Source organism: Pseudomonas sp. WS 5059 (genome assembly GCF_012985525.1).
Classification (GTDB): Bacteria; Pseudomonadota; Gammaproteobacteria; order Pseudomonadales; family Pseudomonadaceae; genus Aquipseudomonas.
The window spans coordinates 869,516-891,708 of sequence record NZ_JAAQWO010000001.1; the positions used below are offsets into that span (position 1 = coordinate 869,516).

16 protein-coding genes are annotated in these 22,193 nt (G+C 62.9%); 13 read left to right on the plus strand and 3 right to left on the minus strand.

Going from position 1 to position 22,193, the window contains the following annotated elements; genetic code table 11:
- Positions 1–49 precede the first annotated feature (49 nt).
- From HBO12_RS03660 to HBO12_RS03675, 4 genes are all read left to right on the plus strand, one after another.
- Positions 50–2,455: a glucose/quinate/shikimate family membrane-bound PQQ-dependent dehydrogenase gene (locus tag HBO12_RS03660; RefSeq protein WP_170041473.1), complete on the plus strand. Its 2,406-nt coding sequence runs from the start codon at positions 50–52 to the stop codon at positions 2,453–2,455.
- A 92-nt stretch (positions 2,456–2,547) separates the two neighbouring features.
- Positions 2,548–3,807, plus strand: coding sequence for a carbohydrate porin (locus HBO12_RS03665; RefSeq protein WP_170041474.1), 1,260 nt, complete (start codon positions 2,548–2,550; stop codon positions 3,805–3,807).
- A 95-nt stretch (positions 3,808–3,902) separates the two neighbouring features.
- Complete coding sequence (locus HBO12_RS03670) at positions 3,903–4,529, plus strand: LysE family translocator (protein WP_170041475.1); 627 nt, start codon at positions 3,903–3,905, stop codon at positions 4,527–4,529.
- A 58-nt stretch (positions 4,530–4,587) separates the two neighbouring features.
- Positions 4,588–5,550 carry an arsenic resistance protein gene (locus HBO12_RS03675; protein WP_170041476.1) on the plus strand — a complete coding sequence of 321 codons (963 nt, stop codon included), beginning with the start codon at positions 4,588–4,590 and terminating at the stop codon, positions 5,548–5,550.
- On the opposite strand, the gene yddG is transcribed toward HBO12_RS03675, so the two are convergent.
- On the minus strand, positions 5,547–6,437 hold the full coding sequence (gene yddG, locus HBO12_RS03680) for an aromatic amino acid DMT transporter YddG (RefSeq protein WP_169951437.1): 891 nt from the start codon (positions 6,435–6,437) through the stop codon (positions 5,547–5,549). The genes HBO12_RS03675 and yddG overlap by 4 nt on opposite strands.
- A gap of 732 nt (positions 6,438–7,169) precedes the next feature.
- On the opposite strand from yddG, the gene mexE reads away from it, so the two are divergent.
- The 3 genes from mexE to HBO12_RS03695 are packed head-to-tail and all read left to right on the plus strand — an operon-like array spanning position 7,170 to position 13,021.
- A complete protein-coding gene (gene mexE, locus HBO12_RS03685) occupies positions 7,170–8,414 on the plus strand; it encodes a multidrug efflux RND transporter periplasmic adaptor subunit MexE (RefSeq protein WP_169951435.1) in 1,245 nt (414 codons plus the stop codon).
- A gap of 15 nt (positions 8,415–8,429) precedes the next feature.
- Positions 8,430–11,609: an efflux RND transporter permease subunit gene (locus HBO12_RS03690; protein WP_170041477.1), complete on the plus strand. Its 3,180-nt coding sequence runs from the start codon at positions 8,430–8,432 to the stop codon at positions 11,607–11,609.
- A complete protein-coding gene (locus tag HBO12_RS03695; RefSeq protein WP_170041478.1) occupies positions 11,606–13,021 on the plus strand; it encodes an efflux transporter outer membrane subunit in 1,416 nt (471 codons plus the stop codon). The genes HBO12_RS03690 and HBO12_RS03695 overlap by 4 nt, the downstream gene beginning before the upstream one ends.
- Positions 13,022–13,278: 257 nt before the next feature.
- Here HBO12_RS03695 and HBO12_RS03700 read toward each other — a convergent pair whose 3' ends face one another.
- Positions 13,279–14,295, minus strand: coding sequence for an AraC family transcriptional regulator (locus tag HBO12_RS03700; protein ID WP_170041479.1), 1,017 nt, complete (start codon positions 14,293–14,295; stop codon positions 13,279–13,281).
- Between the two features lie 190 nt (positions 14,296–14,485).
- Between HBO12_RS03700 and efeU the strand changes: the two genes are divergently transcribed.
- The 5 genes from efeU to HBO12_RS03725 all read left to right on the plus strand — a co-directional run bounded on the left by efeU (position 14,486) and on the right by HBO12_RS03725 (position 20,161).
- Positions 14,486–15,319 carry an iron uptake transporter permease EfeU gene (gene efeU, locus HBO12_RS03705; RefSeq protein WP_170041480.1) on the plus strand — a complete coding sequence of 278 codons (834 nt, stop codon included), beginning with the start codon at positions 14,486–14,488 and terminating at the stop codon, positions 15,317–15,319.
- 9 nt (positions 15,320–15,328) lie between these two features.
- Positions 15,329–16,525, plus strand: a complete 1,197-nt coding sequence (gene efeO, locus HBO12_RS03710) for an iron uptake system protein EfeO (protein ID WP_463671600.1) — start codon at positions 15,329–15,331, stop codon at positions 16,523–16,525.
- A 14-nt stretch (positions 16,526–16,539) separates the two neighbouring features.
- A complete protein-coding gene (efeB, locus tag HBO12_RS03715; RefSeq protein ID WP_170041481.1) occupies positions 16,540–17,829 on the plus strand; it encodes an iron uptake transporter deferrochelatase/peroxidase subunit in 1,290 nt (429 codons plus the stop codon).
- Between the two features lie 27 nt (positions 17,830–17,856).
- On the plus strand, positions 17,857–18,669 hold the full coding sequence (gene efeO, locus HBO12_RS03720) for an iron uptake system protein EfeO (protein ID WP_169951419.1): 813 nt from the start codon (positions 17,857–17,859) through the stop codon (positions 18,667–18,669).
- Between the two features lie 289 nt (positions 18,670–18,958).
- The gene (locus tag HBO12_RS03725) at positions 18,959–20,161 is read left to right on the plus strand and encodes an MFS transporter (RefSeq protein WP_169957290.1); all 1,203 of its coding nucleotides are present in this window, start codon (positions 18,959–18,961) and stop codon (positions 20,159–20,161) included.
- Here HBO12_RS03725 and pssA read toward each other — a convergent pair.
- Positions 20,158–21,501 (minus strand): CDP-diacylglycerol--serine O-phosphatidyltransferase, encoded by a 1,344-nt coding sequence (gene pssA / locus HBO12_RS03730; RefSeq protein WP_170041482.1) that lies wholly within the window; start codon positions 21,499–21,501, stop codon positions 20,158–20,160. The genes HBO12_RS03725 and pssA overlap by 4 nt on opposite strands.
- Positions 21,502–21,625: 124 nt before the next feature.
- On the opposite strand from pssA, the gene HBO12_RS03735 reads away from it, so the two are divergent.
- Positions 21,626–22,189, plus strand: a complete 564-nt coding sequence (locus HBO12_RS03735) for a TetR/AcrR family transcriptional regulator (RefSeq protein ID WP_170041483.1) — start codon at positions 21,626–21,628, stop codon at positions 22,187–22,189.
- The last annotated feature ends 4 nt before the right edge of the window (positions 22,190–22,193 follow it).

The following is a 22,193-nucleotide window of genomic DNA, read 5'->3' on the forward strand; positions in this document are numbered from 1 at the left end:
TAGCTTGCTATCATTACTCCCCTGGACCATCACCCTCGGGTTTTTCGACATGAAACACACACCCCGCGCCGCTGGCGCCTCTCGATTCCTGTTGCTGGGCTTGGGCGTAATCATCGCCCTGCTCGGCGTGGCGTTGGCCGTCGGCGGCGCAAAACTGCTGAGCCTGGGCGGCTCCGGCTACTTCCTGATCGGCGGCGTGGCCATGGCCATTTCCGGCCTGTTGATTGCCAAGCGCAAACGAGCAGGTGCCTGGTTGTTCGCCGCATTTTTGCTTGGCACTGCCGTGTGGGCTGTGGTGGATGTAGGCCTGGTGTTCTGGCCACTGTTTTCGCGGTTGTTCATGTTCGCCGCCATTGGTCTTGCGGTGGCGCTGGCCTATCCGTTGCTGGCACCGGGCACCCGCCGTGGCGCCTTCAGCGTGGCGGGCGTGCTGGCGCTGGCATTGGCCGTGGCGGCGGGCAATATGTTTGTCGCCCACCCCAGTGTCGCGCCCAACGGTAAGGGCCCGGGCTTGACCCCCGTGGCCCCGGCAGATGCGCAGAAGGACTGGGCGCACTACGGCAACACCGAAGGCGGCAGCCGTTTTGCAGCGCTGGACCAGATCAATCGCACCAACGTCGACAAGCTTAAAGTGGCCTGGACCTATCACACCGGTGATGTGGCCATCAGCGACGGCAATGGCGCCGAAGATCAACTCACACCCTTGCAGATCGGCAACAAGGTATTTATCTGCACGCCCCATAACAACCTGATCGCGCTGGATGCCGACACCGGCAAAGAACTGTGGAAGAACACCATCAACGCCCAGTCGGCGGTGTGGCAGCGCTGCCGTGGCATGGCCTATTTCGATGCCACCGCACCCATCGCCCAGCCAACCCAGGCCAACAGCTCGCCGATCATTGCCGCCAGCGTGCCGGCCGGTGCGCAGTGCCAGCGGCGCCTGCTGACCAATACCATCGATGCTCGATTGATTGCAGTGGATGCCGATACCGGCGAGTTCTGCGAGGACTTTGGCAACCACGGCCAAGTGGATTTGAAAGCCGGCCTGGGCAATGTGCCGGACAGCTATTACCAGTTGTCCTCCGCGCCATTGATCGCCGGCACCACCGTAGTGGTTGGCGGGCGCGTCGCCGATAACGTCCAGACCGATATGCCGGGCGGCGTGATACGTGGTTTTGATGTGATCAGCGGGCAGATGCGCTGGGCATTCGACCCGGGCAACCCTGAAGACAAGCAGGCCCCCGCTGCCGGCAGCACCTATGTGCGCAGCACCCCCAACAGCTGGGCGCCGATGTCCTATGACCCGCTGATGAACACGGTATTCCTGCCGATGGGCAGTTCGTCCACCGATATCTATGGTGTGGAGCGCACCCAGCTCAATCACAAGTACGGCGCCTCGGTGCTGGCACTGGACGCCTCCACCGGTGCCGAAAAGTGGGTGTACCAGACCGTCCACAATGACCTCTGGGACTTCGACTTGCCGATGCAACCGAGCCTGATCGACTTCCCCCAGGCCGACGGCAAGACCGTACCCGCCGTGGTGATCGGCACCAAGGCCGGGCAGATCTATGTACTGGACCGCGCTACCGGCAAGCCGTTGACCGAGGTACAAGAGGTACCGGTCAAGGCTGCGGACATTCCCAATGAACCGTACTCGCCCACCCAGCCAAGGTCCGTGGGCATGCCACAGATCGGCGCGCAGACCCTGGGCGAAGCGGACATGTGGGGCGCAACCCCCTATGACCAGCTGCTGTGCCGCATCGACTTCAAGAGCATGCGCTACGACGGCCTGTACACCGCACCGGGCACCGATAAATCACTGAGCTTCCCCGGCTCCCTGGGCGGAATGAACTGGGGCAGTATCTCCACCGACCCGGTGCATGGCTTTATCTTCGTCAACGACATGCGCCTGGGCCTGTGGATCCAGATGATCCCCTCGCAAAACAAGGCCCAGGCCTCCTCCGGTGGCGAGGCGTTGAACACCGGCATGGGCGCGGTGCCGCTCAAGGGCACGCCTTACGCGGTGAACAAAAACCGCTTCCTGTCGGTGGCCGGCATTCCGTGCCAGGCGCCACCGTTCGGCACCCTCACCGCCATCGACATGAAGACCCGGCAGATTGCCTGGCAAGTACCGGTCGGCACCGTTGAAGACACCGGCCCGCTGGGTATACGCATGCACCTGCCGATCAAGGTTGGCCTGCCGACCCTGGGCGGCACTCTGTCGACCCAAGGCGGCCTGGTGTTTATCGCCGGCACCCAGGACTTCTACCTGCGCGCCTTCAACAGCGCCAATGGCGAAGAAGCCTGGAAAGCCCGCCTGCCCGTGGGTAGCCAGGGTGGGCCGATGACCTATGTGTCGCCAAAAACCGGCAAACAGTATGTGGTCATCACTGCGGGCGGCGCGCGCCAATCCACCGACCGTGGCGACTACGTGATCGCCTACGCCCTGCCTTGAGCCCCGCGCGGCGCTGATGCGCCGCCATTTGAATGTGGGAGCCGGGTTGCACGGCTCCCACAGGTATCGTGATTTTTCCAGGAAGACCCCGCATGTCCCCCGCGTTTAATACTCTGTCTCTGCGCCTGCTCGCCAGCCTGCTGCTGGGCGCCACGCTGCCCGCCTACGGCAGCCCCCTCACCGGCGACTGGGGTGGCCTGCGCCATCAGCTCGACGAGCAAGGCATCAAGTTCACCGGCGACTACAGCGGCGAAACCGCCTATAACGCCAATGGCGGCCAGCATCGTTCCGCGCGCTACTCGCAAAACATCAAGCTTGGCGTGCAACTGGACCTGGGCAAATTGTATGGCCTGCACAACGGCGACAAGATCCAACTGACGATCAACGACCGGCGTGGCAACAGCGCTTCCGAAGACCTGGTGGGCAACCGCCTGCCGATCCAGGAAAACTACGGCGGGCTCTACACCCGTCTGACCGAACTGAGTTATGAGCGCACCCTGTTCACGCCGGCCCTGAACCTCAAGCTCGGCTACATGGCCATGGGCAACGACCTGGGCGGCCTCGACAGCGGGATCCTGTGCAACTTCATGAACGCCGGTTTCTGCGGGCCCCCCCTGAACATGTCCGGCGGCAGCGGTTGGACCAACTACCCCAACGCTCACCTGGGCGCACGGGTGAAGTATGACTTCTCGCCGGCCTGGCAATTACGCGTGGCGGCGTTCAATGTCGACCCGCAAAGCAACGGCAACTCCAGCCGCGCCTGGCACCTGGGGCCCAAGCACACGACCGGCACCGTGGTGCCCATCGAGCTGGTCTACAAGCACGCCAGCGATCTGCCCGGCGAATACAAGCTTGGCTACTACTACGACAGCTCCAACGTGCAGCGCATTGGCAGCGCCAAGTACGTCAGCGGGCGCGGCGGCCATTATCTGCTGGTCGACCAGGCCCTGTGGAACTCCCAGGCCTCAGAGGGCCGGACCTTGCATGCGTTCGGCCAATACTCGGCCGCCAGCAAGGCGGCCTCGCCGTTCACTCGCTGGTATGGCGCCGGCCTGGTGCTGTACAAGCCGTTCGCCAGCCGACCATGGGACACCGTAGCCCTGGGGTACGGCCGCGCCGTACCCAACCCCCGCAGCCGCGATGTACTGCAACAGGCCGCCCAAGCCCAAGACAGTGCCTTGCCAAACCTTGACAGTGCCGAACAGTTGCTCGAACTGAGCTACGGCTACCAGGCCACGCCCTGGCTGACCCTGCGCCCGGATGTGCAATACATCATTGAGCCAGGGGCGTTCGCCGCAAAGAAGATCGACAACGCGCTGATACTGGGATTGCAGGTGAAGGCGACGTTCTGAAGTGCTGACTTCCAGGCAGTTGGATCGAGCTTGATCTGGGTTGCCAGGTTGGCACACGATGGCGGACCTCAATCGTTGACGAAAGGACTGCCGTTATGTTCCCCCTGGATATCTGGCTGACCTATACCGCTGCCTGCCTGTTACTGGTGCTCTCCCCCGGCCCGGACAACCTACTGGCCATCGCTAGGGGGCTGAGCCAGGGACGCCTGGCGGCGGCCGTTTCCGGAGTTGCGTCGGGCACCGGCATTCTGTTTCACGTGGCGACGGCATCGCTGGGCCTGACTCTGCTGATGCAGACCTCCGCCGTGGCCTTCTGGGTGGTCAAAGTCATCGGCGCCAGCTACCTGCTGTGGCTGGGCATCAAGGTCTTGCGCTCGCGCAGCCTGATCAACTTCAAGCCGGCGGCGCGCCAACCGCTCAAAAGCATCTTCCTCACCGGCTTCCTGTCAGCGGCGCTGAACCCCAAGCCGGGGCTGTTTGTGCTGGCGTTCATTCCGCAGTTCGTCAACCCGTCATTGGGCTCGGTCACCTTGCAAATGATGGTCTATGGCGCCTGGTTCGCCGCATTGACCGCCCTGGGTTTTGCGCTCATGGGGATTTTTGCGACGCGCCTGTCGACATGGCTGCAGCGCAAGCCCAAAGTCGTCAATGGCCTGAATGTGGGTGCCGGACTGACCTTCGTCGCGTCCGGGCTTTCGGTGGCGGCACTCAGTCAAAAATGAGTGCCTGGTTTCGGTTACCCTGCACGGCGCGCACAGCCCCCCGTGACAAGGACACCCCGTGACCCGAGAACAACTTGAGCAGAACCAGATCCCCGTCTACCTTGTCGCCGTTATCGGCGCAACGCTCGGTGGCCTGCTCGCCCCGCAGGCCGCAGCGGGGCTTGGCGCCCTGGTAACCCCGGCAATCGCCGTGCTGATGTACGCCATGTTCCTGCAGATCCCGTTTCTGCAACTGCGCCAGGGGCTGGCCAATAAACGCTTTATGGCGGCGCTGCTGATCGCCAACTTCGTGTTGATCCCGCTGCTGGTCTGGGGCTTGACCCGTGGTTTGAACGAGCGCCCGGCCATCCTGATCGGCGCGTTGCTGGTGCTGCTGACGCCGTGCATCGACTACGTGGTGGTGTTTACCCACATTGGCAAAGGCGACGCGCGGCTGACGCTGGCCGCCACCCCGGTGTTGCTGTTGCTGCAACTGGCCCTGCTGCCGTTGTACCTGGCGCTGATACCTTCCGGTGACGCCGCGGTGGCGATCTCAATCGGCCCGTTTGTCGAGGCCTTTTTGCTGCTGATCGTGGCGCCACTGCTGCTGGCGGTGCTGACCTGCGCGGGCGCCCGGCACTCGCGCCTGCTCGAGCGCTGGAATGATGGCTGGGCATGGATGCCAGTGCCGGCCATGGCGGCGGTGCTGATCGTGGTGATTGGCTCGCAGATCGCGTTTGTCGCGCAGCAGATCGAGCAGTTGTTGCCGGTGGTGCCGGTTTACTTAGGCTTTATGCTGTTGGCGCCCGTGGTCGGGGCACTCACGGCGTGGGCCTTTCGCTTGCCGGCAAGCACCGCGCGCGCGGTCACGTTCAGCAGCGCGACCCGCAACTCACTGGTGGTCTTGCCGCTGGCGCTGGCCCTGCCGGAAGATATCCGCGCCCTGGCCGCCGCCGCCGTCATCACCCAGACCTTGATCGAGCTGTTGTTCGAGCTGGTCTATATCCGGGTGATCCCGGCCCTGGTCTGGCGCAGCCGCTAGGGTTGCGCCCGTGTCGCGTGCCAGCACACCAGCGAGCCCGCGGTCACCAGCACCGCACCCTGCCAGAACTGCGGGGTGAGATGAGCGCCCAGCCATAGCGCTGCAAAGGCCGACGACAGCACCGGCGCGCCATAGGACGCGGTCGCCAGCAAGGTCAGGTTGCCGCGCAGGATACCGATATTCCACAGCGCATAGCCGCCCGCCATGGCGATGCCCGTGGCGAGCAATTCCAGGCTACTCCCCAAGGTAAAAGCCGGCAGCACTTGGGCACTGAAGGCGAATTTTGCCCATAGCAGCGCCGCCGTCAGGATGAAAAACAACACCACCAGGTTCTGCCCGCCGGCGTAGCGCCGCGTGACGTTGCAATACAAGGCAAAGGTGATCGCACAGCCCAGGGCCAGGCTGTAGCTCAGGGGGTTGGATTGCACATTGGCGACGATGGTTGCCAATGCCAGGCCATCGCCACTGACCACCCACAGGATGCCAAACAGCGCCAGCGCCGAGCCTGGCACGATAATCCAGCGCGCTCGCTGGCCATTCATGACGATTGCCAACAACACCGTCAGGCACGGCCAGAGGTAGTTCACCACCCCCAGCTCAATCGCCTGGTTGCGGTTGCTGGCAAAACCCAGGGCCAGGGACAGGCAGACCTCGTAGGCCACGAACAACCCGCTGCCCATGATCAGGTAGCGCCAGGACGTGGCGCGCAGGCGCGGCCGTCCCAGCCAGGCCAGCAGCAGTATCGCGCCTACCGTATAGATCAGCGCCGCGCCCCCCAAGGGCCCGAACAGTTCACTGACACTGCGGATCAAACCGGCGGCGGTGCTCCATAAAACAATCGCGACCAAACCACACACCGTCGCGGCCCGCTCCCCCCTGATCTGCATGGATGCCTCTCTGAGAATGTCCACAGCCACAGCACCTGCGGCACAAAGGCCGCAACGGTACACGCTGGGGTATTGCTTGTCTCCTTGTGGGAACCATAACAAAGCAATCTCATTGAGAGCAGAAATCATGACCACGCCACCCATCAACTGTAGGAGCTGGCTTGCCTGCGATGGTGGTGGGTCAGCCGCCACATCCTTACTTGACCTACCGCCATCGCGGGCAAGCCCGCTCCCACAGTGGGAACTCAGCGAGTAGAAAATTGTGGCCATAGCACAATTCAAATGTAGGAGCGGGCTTGCCCGCGATGGTGGTGGGTCAGCCGCCAAAAAGAGTGACTGAACAGCCGCCATCGCGAGCAAGCCCGCTCCCACAGGGGGAACTCAGCGAGCAGAAAATTGTGGCCATACCACAATTCAAATGTAGGAGCGGGCTTGCCCGCGATGGTGGTGGGTCAGCCGCCAAAAATAGTGACTGAACAGCCGCCATCGCGGGCAAGCCCGCTCCCACAGGGGGATCACTTCAAGGCAAGGCTGTTTGATTGGTTGCAGTTCGCGCAACAGTGTCTTGTCATCAACGGGATTGATAGCACCCTAACGAAAGCCCCATGCTAAAGGGCTTGGCTGGCGCTTATATCATTCCGAATGATAGTTACCTTTGTTTCATTCGATTCGTGAGATAGCACACTGCCGAGCATGATCCGCCCATCTCAAATACATTGGCGGATGCACCTCATGGAACAGTCACTCAAACATTTGCGCTATCCCCTGGCCCTTTTGGCCGTGCTGGTGATGAGCGCATGCGGCAAGGCCCCCGAGCAAGCGGCCGCCATGCCCGCCAGCAAAGTCAGCGTTGCCAAGGTCCTGGAACAACCGGTCAATGAATGGGACGAGTTCACCGGCCGCCTCGAAGCCCCGGAAACCGTACAGATCCGCCCGCGTGTATCAGGCCAGATCGACCAGGTCGCCTTTACCGAAGGCGCGCTGGTAAAAAAAGGCGACCTGCTGTTCCAGATCGACCCGCGTCCATTCCAGGCTGAAGTGCGCCGCCTGGAAGCCCAGCTTCAACAGACCAAAGCCGCTGCTTCGCGCAGTGACAATGAAGCCCAGCGTGGCGAGCGCCTGCGCCAGAGCAATGCGATTTCTGCCGAGTTGGCCGACTCGCGTACCACCGCCGCCCAGGAAGCCCGTGCTGCCGTGGCCGGAATCCAGGCGCAACTGGACCTGGCCCGCCTGAACCTGAGTTTCACCCGTGTCACCTCGCCCATCAGTGGCCGTGTCAGCCGCGCCGCGATCACCGCCGGCAACCTGGTCACCGCCGATGTCACCGAGCTGACTAGCGTGGTCTCCACCGACAAGGTCTACGCCTACTTCGACGCTGACGAACGCGTGTACCTCAAGTACACCGAGCTGGCGCGCCAAGGCCGTCGCGGCGCCACCACCCCGGTGTACCTGGGCCTGTCCAATGAAGACGGCAACCCGCACCTGGGCCAGATGAACTTTGTCGACAACCAGGTCAACCCCGCCACCGGCACCATCCGTGGGCGCGCGGTGTTCGACAACAGCGACGGGCGTTTCACCCCTGGCCTGTATGCGCGCCTCAAGTTGGTCGGCAGCGGCACCTACTCCGCCGTGCTGATCACCGACGAAGCCGTGGGCACCGACCTTGGCAAGAAGTTTGTGCTGGTGATGGACGCCGACAACAAGTCCGCCTACCGCGCCGTGGAACTGGGGCCGAAGATCGAAGGCTTGCGCATCGTGCGCAGCGGCCTGAGCAAGGACGACACCATTATCGTCAAGGGCTTGCAGCGGGTGCGCCCGGGTTCGCCGGTTGCCCCAGAAACCATCCCGATGGCCAGCCAGGCAACCCTCGCCGCCCTGGCCCAACAACGACAAGCGCTTGAAGCCAGCAACCTGGAGCAAGTGGCACCGGATAAAACCGCGCCCAAGCTCGCCAGTGTCGCGACTCCACGCGGTTAAGGGACTACACACCAGATGAATTTTTCCAAGTTCTTCATATCGCGGCCGATCTTCGCAGCGGTGCTATCGCTGCTGATCCTGATCGCCGGCGCAATCTCGCTGTTCCAACTGCCGATCAGCGAATACCCGGAAGTGGTACCGCCGACCGTGGTGGTGCGCGCCAACTTCCCCGGCGCCAACCCCAAGGTCATCGGTGAAACCGTGGCCTCGCCGCTGGAACAGGCGATCACCGGCGTCGAGAACATGCTCTATATGTCCTCGCAGTCGACCGCCGACGGCAAGCTCACCCTGACCATCACCTTCGCCCTGGGCACCGACCTGGATAACGCGCAGGTGCAGGTGCAAAACCGTGTGACGCGCACTCAGCCCAAACTGCCTGAGGAAGTGACACGCATTGGTATCACCGTGGACAAGGCCTCCCCCGACCTGACCATGGTCGTGCACTTGACCTCCCCGGACCAACGCTACGACATGCTGTACCTGTCCAACTACGCGATCCTCAATATCAAGGATGAGTTGGCGCGGCTGGGCGGCGTGGGTGATGTGCAGTTGTTCGGCATGGGCGATTACTCGCTGCGGGTGTGGCTGGATCCGAACAAGACCGCCTCGCGCAACCTGACCGCCACCGATGTGGTAACCGCGATTCGCGAACAGAACCGCCAGGTGGCGGCCGGTGCCCTGGGCGCGCAACCTGCGCCCAACGACACCAGCTTCCAGTTGTCGGTCAATACCCAGGGCCGCCTGGTCACCGAGGAAGAGTTCGAAAACATCGTGATTCGCGCCGGCGACAACGGTGAGATCACGCGCCTCAAGGACATCGCCCGCGTTGAGCTGGGCTCCAGCCAATATGCCCTGCGCTCGCTGATCGACAATCAGCCGGCGGTGGCGATTCCGATCTTCCAGCGCCCGGGCTCCAATGCCATCGACATCTCCAATGATGTGCGCAGCAAAATGGCCGAGCTGAAAAAGAGCTTCCCCGAAGGCATGGATTACCGCATCGCCTACGACCCGACCGTGTTTGTGCGCGGCTCGATCGAGGCGGTGGTGCACACCTTGTTCGAGGCGTTGATCCTGGTAGTGCTGGTGGTGATCCTGTTCCTGCAGACCTGGCGTGCGTCGATCATCCCCCTGGTCGCAGTGCCGGTGTCGCTGATCGGCACCTTTGCGGTGATGCACTTGTTCGGCTTTTCCCTCAATGCGCTGTCGCTGTTCGGCCTGGTGTTGGCCATCGGGATCGTGGTGGACGACGCCATCGTGGTGGTGGAGAACGTCGAACGTAACATCGAGCTGGGCCTGGAGCCCTTCCCGGCCACGGAAAAAGCCATGAGCGAAGTGACCGGGCCGATCATTGCCACGGCGCTGGTGCTGTGTGCGGTGTTTATCCCGGCCGCCTTTATCAGCGGCTTGACCGGGCAGTTCTATAAGCAGTTTGCCTTGACCATCGCCATCTCGACCGTGATCTCGGCATTCAACTCCCTGACCCTGTCGCCGGCCCTTGCCGCAGTCTTGCTGCGCAGCCATGACGCGCCAAAAGACCGGTTCTCCAGGTTCCTCGACAAGCTCTTCGGTGGCTGGCTGTTCCGCCCGTTCAACCGCTTCTTTGAAAAGGCCAGCCATGGCTATGTCGGCACCGTGCGCCGGGTGATCCGTGGCACCGGTATCGCGCTGTTCGTGTATGGCGGCCTGATGGTGCTGACCTTCTTCGGGTTTGCCCACACACCCACCGGTTTCGTACCGGCCCAGGACAAGCAATACCTGGTGGCCTTCGCCCAACTGCCGGACGCCGCGAGCCTAGACCGCACCGAAAACGTGATCAAGCGCATGTCTGACATCGCCTTGAAACAGCCCGGCGTCGAAAGCGCCATCGCCTTCCCGGGCCTGTCGATCAACGGGTTCACCAACAGCCCCAACAGCGGCATTGTGTTCGTGACCTTGAAACCGTTCGGCGAGCGTAAGGACCCCAGCATGTCCGCCGGGGCGATTGCCGGGGCGCTGAACGGCAAGTACGCCGACATCCAGGAAGCCTACATGGCGATCTTCCCACCGCCGCCGGTACAGGGCCTGGGCACCATCGGTGGGTTCCGCCTGCAAGTCGAAGACCGCGGCAACCTGGGCTATGAAGAGCTGTACAAAGAAGTGCAGAACGTCATCGCCAAGAGCCACAACGTGCCGGAACTGTTTGGCCTGTTCACCAGCTACACGGTCAACGTGCCCCAGGTCGATGCTGCTATCGACCGGGAAAAGGCCAAGACCCACGGCGTGGCGATCAGCGACATCTTCGACACCCTGCAAATTTACCTGGGCTCGTTGTATGCCAACGACTTCAACCGCTTTGGCCGTACCTACCAGGTCAACGTGCAGGCTGAACAGCAGTTCCGCCTGGACCAGGACCAGATCGGCCAGTTGAAAGTGCGCAACAACAAGGGCGAGATGATCCCGCTGGCGACCTTTATCAAGGTCAGCGACACCTCGGGGCCGGACCGTGTGATGCACTACAACGGCTTTATCACCGCCGAGATCAACGGCAACGCCGCCCCCGGCTACAGCTCGGGCCAGGCGGAGGCGGCGATCGAGAAACTGCTCAAAGAAGAACTGCCCAACGGCATGACCTACGAGTGGACTGACCTGACGTATCAGCAAATCCTCTCGGGCAATACCGCGCTGTTCGTGTTCCCACTCTGCGTACTGCTGGCGTTCCTGGTACTGGCCGCCCAGTACGAAAGCTGGAGCTTGCCACTGGCGGTGATCCTGATCGTACCGATGACCCTGCTGTCGGCCATCACCGGGGTGATTCTGTCCGGTGGCGACAACAACATCTTTACCCAGATCGGCTTGATCGTACTGGTGGGCCTGGCCTGTAAGAACGCGATCCTGATCGTCGAATTCGCCAAGGATAAACAGGAAGAAGGCCTCGACCCGCTGGCTGCGGTGCTGGAAGCCTGCCGCCTGCGTCTGCGGCCGATCCTGATGACCTCGTTCGCTTTCATCATGGGCGTGGTGCCCCTGGTGTTCTCCAGCGGCGCCGGTGCCGAGATGCGTCATGCCATGGGTGTGGCGGTATTCTCCGGGATGATCGGTGTGACCTTCTTCGGCCTGTTGCTGACGCCGGTGTTCTACGTGTTGATCCGCCGCTATGTGGAGCGCAGCCAAGCGCGCAAAGCGGCCAAGGCCTTGCAGCTGGAGACACAGCAATGAATGTGAAAGTGTTCCTGCCGAGCCTGTTGGTATTGGCGCTCGCCGCCTGTGCCGTGGGCCCGGACTATAAAACCCAGCAACTGGAGGCGGCCAACATCCCGGCCGCCGCCGATGCCAAGCAATACGACCACGCCAAGTTCGAAGGTATCTGGTGGCAGCAATTCGAAGACCCGATCCTCAACCAGTTGGTCAGCCAATCGTTGAGCGGCAACCGGGACCTGCGGGTCGCGTTTGCCCGCCTGCGGGCCGCCCGGGCGATTCGTGATGACGCCAGCAATGACGCGATGCCGACCATCACCAGCCGCGCCAGCAGCGACTTGGCCAAGGGCCAGATCCCTGGCCAGACCACCCGCCGGGTCAATAGCGAGCGCTATGACCTGGGCCTGGATATGGCCTGGGAATTGGACCTGTTTGGCCGCATCCAGCGCAATCTCGAAGCCAGCGACGCCGACCAGCAAGCCGCCGAAGCCGACCTCTACCAACTGCAAGTCAGCCTGATTGCCGAACTGGTAGACGCCTACGGCCAACTGCGCGGTGCGCAACTGCGGGAAAAAATCGCCCTGGCCAACCTGAAGAACCAGCAGGATTCGCGCACCATCACCGAAAGCCTGCGCGATGCCGGCGTCGGCGACCAACTGGACGTGGTACGTGCCGATGCACGCCTGGCAGCGGTTGAAGCCAGCGTGCCGCAATTGCAGGCCGAGCAAGTGCGCGAGCGCAATCGCATCGCCACCCTCCTCGGCCAGCGCCCGGACAAACTCAGCGTGGACCTGAGCCCGGCCAACCTGCCGGCAATTGCCAAGGCCTTGCCGATTGGCGACCCGGGGCAACTGCTGCAACGGCGCCCGGACATTCTCAGTGCCGAACGCAAACTGGCCGCCGCTACCGCACGTATCGGCGTGGCCAAGGCCGACTTGTTTCCACGGGTCAGCCTCAGTGGTTTCCTTGGGTTTACCGCTGGCCGTGGCTCGCAGATCGGTTCCTCCGCCGCCAACGCCTGGGCCCTGGGCCCGAGCATCACCTGGGCCGCCTTTGACCTGGGCAGCGTACGCGCCCGCCTGCGCGGCGCCGATGCCGAAGCCGACGGCGCCCTGGCCACCTACGAGCAGCAAGTATTGCTAGCGTTGGAAGAGTCAGAGAATGCCTTCAGCGACTACGGCAAGCGCCAGCAGCGCCTGGTCTCGCTGATCCGCCAGAGCGAATCCAGCCGTGCCGCGGCCGACCTGGCCGAAATCCGCTACCGCGAAGGCACTGCCGACTTCCTCGTACTGCTCGACGCCCAACGTGAACGCCTGCTGGCCGAAGACGCCCAAGCCCTGGCCGAAGTAGACCTGTATCGCGGCATCGTGGCGATCTACAAGGCATTGGGGGGTGGCTGGCAGCCGGAGACGGTGGTCGCCAGCGCTAAGTGATGTAAAGAGCTCCTTTGGTTGGTCGCATCCAGCCAATTTTTAGCCCCGTGGTCCATTCGGTCACGGGGCTTTTTTTTGCCTGTTAGGGCCCCGCCCGACACGTCGCTCAAGGTCGCTAAGATCAAAGGTGGGAGCTGTCTCGCTCTGCGAGGCTGCGATAGCGGTGGGTCAGGCGATACAAAGACTGGCTGTGCCACCAGTATCGCAGCCTCGCAGAGCGAGACAGCTCCTACAAGGTTCCGTTTTGCCGATCTGACTCAGTTGGCTTCATTAAGAATCAAGCTGCGGTAATGCCCGGGATTGGAGCCCGACCATTTGCGAAAGGCCTTGTAGAACGAACTCACATCGGCGAAACCCAGGCGGCTGGCGATCTCGGCGAAGCTGATATCGGCCTCGGCCAGCCACACAACCGCCAGTTCCTTGCGCACGCTGTCCTTCAGGCCCTGGTAGGTTTGCCCTTCTTCCGCCAGGCGCCGGCGCAGGGTCGAGGCGGACATGCACAACTCCTGGGCCAGGCTTTCGGTTTCCGGCCACTGTTGGGCCGGGCGTCGGCGCAGGTCATGCTTGATGCGCATCGCCAGGCTGTCGGGGTCGCGGTATTTGACCAGGATGTTGGCCGGCGCCTGGGCCAGGAAGCGCTTGAGTTCCTCGGGGCTGCGCTTGACCGGCAGGTCGAGGCAGTCGGCAGAAAAGATCATGCGTGTACGCGTGCGATCAAAGCGCAGGTTGTCAGAGAACATCACCTGGTAGTCGTCGCAGAAGTCCGGTTGCGGGCAGCGCAATTCAATGGCCAGGATCGGGATGCGTCGCCCGGCCAGCCAGCAGGCGACGCCGTGGACGATCATCCAGTAGCAAAAATAGGTGAACGCCCGTCGCGGTTCGGGCTCGGGCTCCAGCAAGACGATTTCCGCCAGGCTTTGCTGGCGCACCAATTGCGCGGGCAGGTGCTCGAGCATCAACGACAGGAAGCCCAGGCCGGTTTCCAGGGCCGCGCCCAGGGTAGGCTGGGCCATGGACGCGCGACACAGGAACCCCAGGCTGCCGGACTTGAGCTTGCGCGGGTCCATGCCAAAAAACTCATCATCCCGACGCCGCGCCAGCAAGCGCCAGAGCCGCGCGTACGCCAGCGCCGGGACGCGGGCGGCAGGCTGCTCCAGCAAGGCAGGCTCGATCCCGACCTTGTTCAGGGCCTCCCGCGTCGCCGCACCGGGGGCGCAACTCTGCAACAGGGCTTCACGAACCAGGTGGATGGAGATTGTGTCTTTTTCCGACATGGGCCAGGGCTCAATCTTGTAGGTCGGCCATTGTAGGAGCGTGTGGGCTTGATAAGGAACACATACCCCACGCTGCAACGACTTAGGCGGCTGTTCAGGCCGTGTTCAGAAAACGTCAAGATCCGCTGTTTAGTAATGAGTATCATTATGTTACAACTTAGCACCCTAACTAATTACGTTGCGGTGCCCGATGCTCGTCCCCTTTCTCATCATGCTGCGCGAAGGCATTGAAGCCGCATTGATCGTTGGCATCATCGCCAGCTACCTGCAACAGACCGGCCGTGGCCAATGGATGCCGGCGGTGTGGATCGGCGTATTTCTGGCAGCCGCCCTGGCCCTGCTGGTCGGCGGTGGGCTGGAGTTGGTCAGCGCCGAGTTCCCGCAAAAGCAGCAAGAACTGTTCGAAGGCATTGTCGGCCTGGTGGCCGTGGGCATTCTCAGTTCCATGGTGTTCTGGATGCGCAAGGTCGCGCGCTCGATCAAGCATTCCCTGCACCAATCCCTGGATCATGCCCTGGCCGGCTCACGCAACCAGGTAATTGCGCTGATTGCCATGGTGTTTTTCGCCGTAGCCCGCGAAGGCCTGGAAACGGTGTTCTTCCTGCTGGCAGTGTTCCAGCAGAGCGAAGGCCCGGCCGCGCCCATCGGCGCCCTGCTCGGCCTGGTGCTGGCGATTGTCGTGGGATTCTTGATCTACAGCGGCAGCATGCGCCTGAACCTTGGTGCGTTCTTTCGCTGGACCGGGCTGTTCATCCTGGTGGTAGCCGCCGGCATCCTCGCCAACTCGGTGCAGGCCCTGCATGAAGCCGGGGTGTGGAACCACTTGCAGACTGTACTGTTCGATTTCAGCGCGACGCTACCGATGGATGGCCCGCTGGGCTCGGTGCTGGCCGGCATGTTCGGCTATCAGGACGCGCCGACCGTCAGCACCCTGGGCGCCTACCTGATTTACCTGGTGCTGGCGCTGGTGATGTTCTTCATGCCCGCCGCGCCGGCCACCCCCACTTCCGTTTCCAGCCAGTAAGGTCGTCCCTTGCCAAACCAAGCCCCTGCCTCGCCACCCCGCGCCTTGCGTTGGGCGGTCGCCGGTTCGGTGATCGTGATGATCGCCGCCGGCGGCCTGTTCTACTACGCCTCGCAATTGGCCGCAGCCAAGCGCCAGGTCAATCACAACGAAATCGCCGTGATCATCCATGCCCACGCCTGCGAGCCCAACGCCCTGACGGTGCCGGCAGGCCGTGCGAGTTTTCGCATCATCAATCGCTCGGATCGCGCGGTGGAGTGGGAAATCCTCGACGGCGTGCTGGTGGTCGAAGAGCGCGAAAACATTGCGCCGGGCTTGAGCCAGGTGATCAACGCCAACCTGCTGCCGGGCGACTACGCCATCACCTGCGGCCTGTTGAGCAACCCGCGCGGCACCCTGCACGTAACGCCGACCGCCGAGTCCGACGCCCAGGCCAAAGCCAAGCCGTCGATGGTGGCCTTTGTCGGCCCGCTGTCGGAGTTTCGCGTGTATCTGAACACCCAGGGTGGCGCCTTGATCAAGACCGTCAGCGCCCTCCAACAGGCGATTGCCGCCGGCGACCTGAGCCAAGCCCAGGCCCTGTACCTGCCGGCTCGCGAGGCTTACCAACGACTGGCCCCGGCCGCCCAGCGCCTGGCCGAGTTGGACAACGCGATCAATGCCCGCGCCGATTACTTCGAAAAACGCGAACAGGACCCGGCCTTCAGCGGCTTCCATCGCTTGGAGTACGGCCTGTTCGCGCAACACAACCTCGACGGCCTGGCACCGATTGCCCAGCGCCTGCTGGCCGATGTCACCACCCTCAAGCAACAGTTGCTCGCGCAGTCGCTGCCGCCCGAGCAACTGGTGAGCATCCTGGTGCGCAACCTCAACAGCCTGGCCGACGTGCGCGCCGCCAGTGGCGAAGAGGAGCGCTACAGCCACCTCGACCTCAATGGCTTTGCCGCCAACCTTACGGTGACGCGCAAAGTGGTGGACCTGATGCGGCCGCTGCTGGGCAAGTCCGCCGCCGACCTGTTGCCGGGGATCGATAGCGCGATCAACGCTTTCGCCGCGCAACTCGACGGCCTGCAGGTCGATGGCCACTACCCCACCTATGACCGCGTTACCGCCGATCAGCGCCAGCAGATCGCCGACAAGGCCAAGGCTCTGGCCGCCGCACTCGATGGAATCGACCCAGCCCTTGGCCTCTCCGGCCTTAAGTGAAGACGACCAAATAAATGAGTGATTCAGAACAGTTCAACGCCCAGCGCCGCCGTGTGTTGCTGGGCATGGCCGCCACCGGCGCGGCAATTGCCGGCAGCAGCCTCAGTTGCCCGGCGATGGCGGCCGGCGCGGCCCAGGTCACCGCGGCCCCCAGCAGCGAGAAAACCCAGGACCACCATGCCTTCCACGGCAAGCACCAGAGCGGTATCGTCACCCCGCGCCCGGCCTGCGGCATGCTGGTGGCGTTCGATGTATTGGCCAGCGACCGCGAGGACCTGGAGCGGCTGTTTCGCACGCTCAACGAGCGCATCAGCTTTTTGATGACCGGTGGCAGCGTGCCGCAAGTCGACCCGAAACTGCCGCCCACCGACTCCGGGATCCTCGGCCCGGTGGTCACCCCGGATAACCTGACGATTACCGTGTCGGTGGGCGCGTCGTTGTTCGACGAGCGTTTCGGCCTGGCCGACGCCAAGCCCAAGCGCCTGACCCGCATGGTCGGCTTCCCCAACGATGCCCTGGAACCGGCGCAGTGCCACGGCGACCTGAGCCTGCAGTTGAGTTCCAACACCCCCGATACCAATATCCACGCCCTGCGCGATATCGTGAAAAACCTGCCGGACCTGCTGCTGGTGCGCTGGAAACAGGAAGGCAGCGTACCGCCCCAGGCCCCTGCCCGCGCCGGGCAGCCGGCACAGAGTGCGCGCAACTTCCTGGGCTTTCGCGATGGCTCGGCCAACCCGGACTCCAACGACGCCAAGGCCATGGACCAACTGGTCTGGGTCCAGCCCGGCAGTGACGAGCCCGCCTGGGCCGCCCATGGCAGCTACCAGGCGGTGCGGATCATCCGCAACTTCGTCGAGCGCTGGGACCGCACGCCCTTGCAGGAACAGCAGAGCATCATCGGCCGGATCAAGACCAGCGGCGCGCCCATGGACGGTCACAGCGAAGCCCAGGTGCCCGACTACAGCAAGGACCCAGAAGGCAAACTGACCAAGCTCGATGCGCATATCCGCCTGGCCAACCCGCGCACAGCGTCGACCCAGGCCAACCTGATCCTGCGCCGGCCGTTCAACTACTCCAATGGCGTCAACAAGAACGGCCAGCTGGACATGGGCCTGTTGTTTATCTGCTACCAGGCAGACCTGGAGAAAGGCTTCATTACCGTGCAAACCCGGCTCAATGGCGAGCCTCTGGAGGAGTACCTCAAGCCGGTGGGCGGCGGCTACTTCTTCACGCTGCCGGGGGTCACCGGGCCCAAGGACTTTATCGGCCGCACCTTGCTGCACACCACTGCCAACACCTAACCCCCTCCCCACAGCGGAAACCGTCCCATGAAAAAGTCGTCTCTTGCGTTGTTGTTGACCCTTTCTCCGCTCGCAGCCTTTGCCGCGACGGCGCCCCTGGACCTGGTGGGCCCGGTGTCGGACTACAAGATTTATGTCACCGACAAGATCGATGAACTGGTGACCCAGACCCAGGCCTTTACCGACGCGGTGAAAAAAGGCGACCTGGCCACCGCGAAAAAACTCTATGCGCCGACCCGTGTGCACTATGAGTCCATCGAGCCGATCGCCGAGCTGTTCAGCGACCTCGATGCCTCGATCGACTCACGGGTCGACGATCACGAAAAAGGCGTGAAGGCCGAGGATTTCACCGGTTTCCACCGTATTGAATACAGCCTGTTCGCCGAGAACAGCACCCAGGGCCTGGGCGCCCTTGCCGATGGCTTGAACAAGGACGTCAAAGACCTGCAAACCCGCGTTGCCGGCCTGACTTTCCCGCCGGAAAAAGTCGTCGGCGGCGCTGCTGCGTTGCTCGAAGAAGTGGCCGCCACCAAGATCTCCGGCGAAGAGGACCGCTACAGCCACACCGACCTGTATGACTTCCAGGGCAACATTGACGGGGCGAAGAAGATCGTCGACCTGTTCCGTGGGCAGATCGAACAGCAGGACAAGGCGTTTTTGGCCAAGGTCGACAAAAACTTCGCCACGGTGGACACCATCCTGGCCAAGTACAAGACGGCCGATGGCGGTTTTGAAACCTATGACAAAGTCAAGGAAAACGACCGCAAGGCCCTGGTCGGCCCGGTCAATACCCTGGCCGAAGACCTGTCGACCCTGCGTGGCAAGCTGGGGTTGAACTGATACCTCGACGGTAGCGGCTCTGAGCCTGACACACCGCCATCGCGGGCAAGCCCGCTCCCACAGGGGGGCTCAGCGAGCAGAAAATATTCGCCACACCGCCAATCAAATGTGGGAGCTGGCTTGCCTGCGAGGGCGGTGTGTCAGTCACCGGAAACAGTGGCTGAACCACCGCCATCACAAGCAACCCCACTCCCAAAGCTGTAGATCCCTATCATCTAGGTTAATCGCGCTGTGCGTTTAACCGTCTTACCTATAACGTTCCATTGATCCCACTCACGGAAGATTCCCCATGCCCGATTCAGCCACTAGCATTGATGCCGCCTTGCCCACCTCTGTGTCGTTCAACCTGCGTCCCCTGCTGATCGCCAACATGGCCTGCACCATGGCGATGATGGCGTTTGTCTCGCTGATTGGCCCCATCGCCCGGGTGCTGGGGCTGGCGACGTGGCAGGCGGGGGCGGCGGTGACGGTGTCCGGGGTGATCTGGATGTTGCTGGCGCGGCCTTGGGGCCAGGCCAGTGATCGCCTGGGGCGCCGGCGCGTGCTGCTGCTGGGCACGGGCGGTTTCACCCTGGCGTACTGGGCGCTGTGCGTGTTTATCGACGCTTCCCTGCAATTACTGCCCTCGGCCATGCTGGCGTTTATCGGGCTGGTGCTCGGGCGCGGGTTGATCGGGGTGTTCTACGCCGCGATCCCGGTAGGCGGCTATGCGTTGATCGCCGACAATATCGAGCCGGCCCACCGCGCCAAGGCCATGGCCTCGCTGGGGGCGGCCAACGCCTGCGGCCTGGTGCTGGGGCCGGCGGTTGCCGCGCTGCTGGCCCGCTACAGCCTGAGCCTGCCGTTCTATGCCATGGCGCTGTTGCCGATGCTCGGCTTCCTGGTGTTGCTGGTGAAACTGCCGCGCCAGGAACTGCACCTCAAGCAACCACCCAAGGCCGTCAACCTCTCTGACCCACGCCTGCGCCGGCCCCTGGTGGTGGCCTTTGCCGCCATGCTCTGTGTGTCTATCGCCCAGATCACCGTGGGCTTTTTCGCCCTCGACCGCCTGAAAATGAACCCGGCCGATGCCGCACAAACCGCCGGGATTGCCCTGACGATGGTCGGCCTGGCCTTGATCTGCTCGCAATTGCTGGTGCGCAAGCTCGAATGGCCGCCATTGCGGATGATCCGCGTCGGCGCCACTGTTTCCGCCCTGGGCTTTGCCGGCAGTATGTTCGCCGATACCGCGTGGATCCTCTGGCTGTGTTTCTTCGTCTCGGCGGCCGGCATGGGCTGGATCTTCCCATCGTTCGCCGCACTGGCGGCCAACGCAGTGGAAGCCTCGGAACAAGGCGCTACTGCCGGGTCGGTGGGTGCCGCACAAGGCTTGGGCGTGGTGGTCGGGCCCCTGGCCGGGACTCTGATCTATGCCGTCGAGCCGCGGCTACCGTACCTGGTGGCCGCTGCCCTGCTGCTGCTCATAGCGATCTGGCCGGCACCACGCCACTAGAGAATCCGATACAACAACCGCTCGACCCGTACCCGGCTGACCCGGCGCAAAAACTTGCCGACGGCCTCGGGGTAATCCACCAGCGTCTGCAACTGCTGGTAGCCCTGGATCCGCGTGGTGTGCTGGAAAATCTGCGCAAGCTCGTCACGCCGTGGTGCCAGCCACTGGCCCTGGGGATCGTCGATCAGCAAGGCGTTTTCCAGGTCCAGGCGGAAAGCCCGGGGGTTGAGGTTGTTGCCGGTGAGCAAGGTATAGCGTTCGTCGACCCACATGCCCTTGAGGTGATAGGTGTTATCCCCGTCGCGCCACAGATGCAGGTTGAGCTGGCCGCTGTCGATCATGCGCTGGTGGCGCTTGGCAAAGCGGCGCAGGCTGATCTCGTAGAGATAGGGCAGCGCGGCGATGATCCTGAAGGGTTCGCTGGGCGGGATGTAGAAGTCGTTGGTGGTCTTGTCGCCGACGATGATGTCGATCTTCACCCCCCGGGCCAGCGCGCGGTTGATTTCCCGGGTGACTGGCAGCGGCAGGTTGAAATACGGGGTGCAGATGGTCAACTGCTGCTGGGCACTGGCGATCAGCTCGCAGATCACCCGGCTCAGCGGGTTGTTCTTGCCCACCCCCAGCAGCGGGCTGACCGACAACCCGCCAATGCCCGCCTGGCCGGCCGTGGTGTCATAGGTCGCGTGCTTGAGACGGCTGCGCAGGTCGCCGATGTCATTGCGCAGGCTGCGGGTACTGGGCAGGTTGGGCAGGTCCAGGCGGTGCACCGCCTTGGACGCCACCAGGCCGTGTTCCACCAGGTGTTGCAGGGAGTCGGCCAGGGGCTTGCTGTGGATCAGGTGATAACGGTCGAAGCGGTATTTGTCGAACTTGTGCAGGTACACATTGTTCAAGCTGGCGCCGCTGTACAGCACACTGTCGTCGATCACAAAACCCTTGAGGTGCAGCACGCCGAACAGCTCGCGGGTCTGCACCGGCACGCCGTACACCGGCACTTGCGTCGGGTGTGACTGGGTCATCGCCTGGTACCAGGCGCTGTTGCCCGGCTGCTTGCCCGCGCCGATCAGCCCGCGCTGGGCGCGCAGCCAGTCGACCATCACCACGATATCCAGCCCGGGCCGTGCGGCCTTGGCGGCATGCAGCGCGTCAAACACCTCCTGGCCCGCTTCGTCCTGTTGCAAGTACAGGGCGACGATGTAGATACGGTGCTGGGCCTGGGCGATTTTCTCCAACAGGCAGCGGCGAAACTCGGCAGCGCCAGACAGCACCTCGATCGCATCGGTGCTCAGGGGAAAACCGCGCAATTTGGGCAATAGGGAACGTTTGAATAACGACGGCATAGGGCTCGCAATGATCGAATCCGAAGAGCCCGAGAGCTTACACCATGGGGGTCCCCAGGTCTGCCCACGGGCCGCTGAAAATAAACGATTGACCAAGAAGAACGATCGTTCTACTGTTTGCAGCATGAACGATATGACCAACAATGAAACCCGCGACATTATCCTGGACGTCACCGAAAAGTTGATCTACCGGCATGGCATTGCTGCCACCGGCATGGATCTGCTGGTGAAAACCGCCGGTGTCTCCAGGAAGAGTATCTACCGCTACTTTGCCAATAAGGACGAACTGGTGATCGCCGCCCTGCAGCGGCGCGACGCGCGTTGGCTGCTGTGGCTGCGCAGCGAGGTCGAGCAATACGCCGGCAGCGGCGCCCGTTTGCTCGGCGTGTTCAGCGCCCTCAAGGCCTGGTTCGGCTCTGCGGACTTTCGCGGTTGCGCCTTTATCAATACCAGCGGCGAGACCGGCAACCCGCAAGACCCGGTTCGCTTACTGGCCAAGGCGCACAAACAGAAACTGTTCGAGTACCTGCTTGAACTGTGCAAGGCCCATGGCACCCCGGCCCCGGAGAAGCAGGCCGCGCAACTGCTGATCCTGGTCGATGGCGCCATTACCATCGCCCTGATCATGGGCGATGTCACCGCCGCTGATAATGCGCAATGCATGGCGCAGGACTTATTGGCACTTTGAAAGT